This is a genomic window from Rhizobium sp. H4, from assembly GCF_003013335.1.
Classification (GTDB): Bacteria; Pseudomonadota; Alphaproteobacteria; order Rhizobiales; family Rhizobiaceae; genus Rhizobium; species Rhizobium sophoriradicis.
The window spans coordinates 1-4,757 of the sequence record NZ_PSOW01000039.1; the positions used below are offsets into that span (position 1 = coordinate 1).

1 protein-coding gene and 1 pseudogene are annotated in these 4,757 nt (G+C 56.3%); one reads left to right on the forward strand and one right to left on the reverse strand.

Going from position 1 to position 4,757, the window contains the following annotated elements; all coding sequences use genetic code 11:
• Positions 1-584: 584 nt before the first annotated feature.
• A pseudogene (locus C4N04_RS31290) lies at positions 585-1,529 on the reverse strand (IS630 family transposase).
• A gap of 997 nt (positions 1,530-2,526) precedes the next feature.
• Here C4N04_RS31290 and C4N04_RS31300 point away from each other — a divergent pair.
• On the forward strand, positions 2,527-4,757 hold a 2,231-nt coding region (locus C4N04_RS31300), incomplete at its 3' end, for a hypothetical protein (protein ID WP_245425688.1).

Below are 4,757 nucleotides of genomic sequence, written 5' to 3' on the forward strand. Positions count from 1 at the left end.
CTTGCAATGTCCTGGCTTGAGTTGCTGCCGAGCGCGGACAAACCCCAGACCAGCATCACTATCCATGGTGTGCCCTACACGGCCACTCTGGGGCCATCAGGCAGGGAGAACGACATTTACCTTTTCCTGCAATAGGGTGGAGATGGATCGAGCAATAGATGCCAGTGGTTCTTGAAAAAACACCAAATCGTTGAGGGAGAATCCGTTTTTACGCGGCCACGTGCAGCGCGCCAACCCAGATGAGACGATCCCCAGTGCCGGGGGAGACATCGAATGTGCACGTCGCCAGTCTTCCTTCAAAACGTTGACGTTTGGCCAGCATCCCAAGATGCGACGGCTGTCGCATCTGAAGTGTAGACAGATACGGATGCGGGAAGAGCCTCGGGGGCGAAGGATGCTGGCGCGGTCGCTGAAGTGCTTAGTGCCGTCGATGACGGCCTACCCTTTGCGGGTTCTACTATGGCTTCAGGCCAGGACGAAACCCGCCCATGGCGCCGGATGCATTTCATACAGCGATCATGAGCCAACGTGTGAGTTGGGTACTCGATGCCGACCCCGTATCCTGCAACTAGAGTCTGTCAGGGTTATTCTGAACCATACCCTGCATGTCTGAGGTAGTTGGAGCACTCCTGGGGACTGATCGCCTTCAGGAGTTCTCCAATGCGTCTCCATGTAGTTTCAACGGTTGGTTCGTCTGCCTTTCTGACGAGTGTCTTGAGCTTTGCGAACATCATCTCGATGGGATTGAGGTCGGGGCTGTAGGGCGGCAGGAAAAAGAGATGTGCACCGAATCTCGGATCGCATCGCGGGCCGGCTTTCCCTTGTGGCTTCCCAGATTGTCGAGGATGACGATGTCACCGGATTTGAGTGTCGGGACCAGACATTGGCGAACCCATGCGGTAAAAGCGATGCCATTGATGGGACCATCGAGGACGAAGGGGGCAACGATGCTATCGCGGCGTAAGCCGGCCAGGAAGGTCAGTGTCTTCCAATGACCATGAGGGACTTTTGCAATGAGGGGCTCTCCCCGCTGACACCAGCCGCAGGTGCGCGTCATGTTGGTCTTGACCCAAGTCTCGTCGATGAAGACGAGACGGTCCGGATCAAGCCGGTGCTGATGGGTCTTCCATCGCATCCGGAACCGGGCCACCTTCGGGCGGTCTTGCTCGCTTGCCACCATCGTTTTTTTTGAAGGTCTTGCCTTCGCTGCGCAGAAAGCGCCAGACGGTGTCGTGAGACACGTTGATCCCCGCAGCCTTCAGGTCCGCCGACAGTGCGCGCACCGTCCAGTCGGACTTGACTTGTAGCCGCTGACGCACTGCATCGGCGGCCGCACCCCTCAGTGTCGGTTTGACATAGCCGCCGATCTTCGCCGGCACCAGGCCTTTACCTGAACGATCGAGTTGTCCGATCCGCACCGCTGTCGCAGCCGATATGCCGAACCGCTCCGCTGCGGCGCGAACCGTCATGCCATCACTCAACGCTGTCGCAATGCGCGTTCGCAAATCCAGAGAAAGAGGTCGCACCATCATTGCCGGCCTCCACACCAGCAATGACCTTGAATCACAAAATCAAAGGCAAGGGAATCTCCGCACGATTCCGATTAGCGCTGACAGACTCTAATGCCTGCGGGCGGGTGCCGCGGTGGACCGACTTGTTTATCACGCAACGATCATTCGAAATGAACGTTGAAAGCTATCGACGACGTTCCGCCATGGGGGGTCATTCGCCGATGCCGCGCGGCAGACGGAAAGTATAGAGGTCGGGCAGTGAGATCATTACCGAACAATACAGGATCGTCATCCGCGCTCTTACCGCCAGGTTGGCCTTCGACAACCGACCCCACCGGAAAACATGATGACCGCCCGCGAAGCCGCCCGCTCGCTACAGCGCTATTGAGAGGCGCGCTCGCGAGCGGCTTCGCTACCTCCGTCACCTGCACCAGGTGCGGGGATACGATCGGAACAACCCGTGAGGCATTCGAAAACATCGAGTGAGGCAACGACATTATTCTCCGGGAACACTCTTGGGTGAGGCAATACGGCGTCTCATCCTGATCGCCGCCCCATAGGTCGCATAACTATCAGGCGTGCAACGGGTTCTGCAAGCAGCTACACCGCAATGGTTCCGTTGCCTGAGGCGGCAGAAAGGCCGGCGGAAAGATTGGTTGGAATCGGAAATTCTGACGGCACCCTTCACGCTGCATGTCCAACACATCACTCGAACTGCTTAAATGAAGGCCAATTTTAGCGGGCTCCGCATGGCAAGCGGCAAGCTGGCGAGCCTCAAGCCATGTGCCGGCCTGATGGTCGAGTGCAGACGATTGTCGGCAGGCCGTCGCCATATGGTGTTCGGCCATGCCTTGAGGGCATGATTGGATCTGGGTTTAGCATGCTGGGCGGCGGTTGGCAGGCATTAGGATCGAGGTTCCAAATTTGAATTTCCGGAGGACCGGCATCGATGTACCCAAGACGGAACCAGCCGCGCGATGACGATTCTCGCGAAGTAAGTGGGTGGATCGAAGGCGTGACCGGAGCTTTCGAGACGGACGCCTGGATCGACGACTACTATTCAGAGAGCCGAGACCTGGAACAGGATCCGAGCGACTTGCGCGGGCAGCAAGACGTCGATGCCGCAACGGAGACTTACGTGGTCTCAACCAAGGTTCGCAAGCGTGGTCGCCCCGCCGACCGAGACATGCATCCTGATGACGAGACCCGCATCAACCAGTTCGCGGAAGCAGTTCGAAACTACGAAATTCTACCCGACGGTAGCGTCGGCCGAGGGGACGGAAGGGTTCCCGAGGCTACCGTCGAGAACAATTTAGGGATTCTTAGGAGGTTCGCTCGTTGGCTCCGAGCAGAAAACAGAGACTCGATGGCTTCTCGGCTTTTAAACGATCCAGATTCGCTAGCCGGTGATATCGCGGATTACTGGGCAAACGGTGGGGACGATCGTAAGCGTCTTAACTCAGCACTGTCTCATTTCAGGAGGCTCGCGCCTGAGGGGCAAGAACTCCAAGCCGTTGGACCTGGGCCGCGCCTGATGGGCCGCCGAATTCATGATCCCTATCCCGACGACGCCCTCATTATTGATGCCTTGGCCAACGAAGAGCGGAGTAAGCTCCGACCGGTCTCGACTTCCCGGAAAAATGCCAGTAACCAACGAAAATTTAGCGCTTGGCTCCAAAGGGAGGGCAGGGAGAGCATAGTCAGCCGACTCACCGGTACTGATCAGCTGCAACAGTCGTTGAAGGACGATTTTAGGGCCTTTACCGAGGCCGAGGGAAAAGTGGTCGTGAGTTTAGATCGGCTGCGGCAGTATCTAGGCGCCGAGTCCCAGTTGAAACAGCATAATCCTTATCCCGACGACGCCCTCATGATTGATGGCTGCGCCAACGAAGAGCTGAGCAAGCTCGGATCGGACTCGACTTCCAAGAGGAATGTTGTCCGGATTACGGCCATAAATCAACGGAGGTTTAGTAATTGGCTCCAAAAGAATGGTAGGGGGAGCATAAGCAGTCGCCTGACTGGCAGTGATCAGCAGCAAGGGTCGTTGAAGGACGATTTTAGGGGCTTTACCAAGGCTGAAGGAAGAATAAACGTGGGTTTTGATCGGCTGCGGCAGTATCTAGGCGCCGAGTCCCAGTTGAAACAGCATGATCCTTATCCCGACGACGCCCTCATTATTGAGGCCTTGGCCAACGAAGAGCAGAGTAAGCTCGGACCGGTCTCGACTTCCCGGAAAAATGCCAGTAACCAACGAAAATTTAGCGATTGGCTCAAAAGGGAGGGCAGGGAGAGCATGGTCAGCCGACTCACCGGTACTGATGAGCAGCAACGGTCGTTGCAGGAGGATTTTAGGAAATTTACCAAGGCTGAAGGAAAAAAAGTGGTCGTGAGTTTCAATCGGCTGCGGCAGTATCTAGGCGCCGAGTCGCAGTTGAAACAGCATGATCCTTATCCCGACGACGCCCGCATCATTGATGACCTAGCCAACGAACATTTGAGCAAGCTCGGATCGGACTCGACTTCGCAGAGGAAAGTCGTCTTGAATCTGGCCAGTAATCAACGGAGGTTTAGTGATTGGCTCCGAAAGAAGGGTCGGGGGAGCATAGGCAGTCGCTTGACTGGCAGTGATCAGCAGCAACAGTCGTTAAAGGACGATTACAGTAACTTTACCAACGCTGAAGGAAAAAGAATAAGCGTGAGTTTCGATCGGCTGCGGCAGTATCTAGGCGCTGAGTCGCAGTTGAAACAGCATCATCCTTATCCCGACGACGCCCTCATTATTGATAGCTTCGCCAACGAAGAGCTGAGCAAGCTCGGATCGGACTCGACTTCGCAGAGGAGAGTCGTCTGGAGACTGGCCAGCAATCAACGAAAGTTTGGTGATTGGCTGCAAACCAGGGGTAGGGAGAGCATAGCGAGCCGGCTCAACGGCAGTGATCAGCAGCAATGGTCGTTGAAAAAAGATTACCAAGACTTCACCGAAGACATGGGAAAACACACTATCTCTTTCAAGCGGCTTCGGCAGTACCAGCAAGTCGTTGAGGCGAACGCAGCGTCGGGGTTGTCCCCTGAGCCGGCAAGTGGCCGCGAACCGGCCGGTCTGGACGGCCGTTCGGATTCACGTGCCGAGTTCAGATCAACTTCGCCGCTGCAGCAGGTTGATCCACCGATCGAAGGCCGCAGCGGATTGTCGCTCGACCATACCGAATGGCTGGGCGACCAGCATATCCAGACGGATTATGAGCT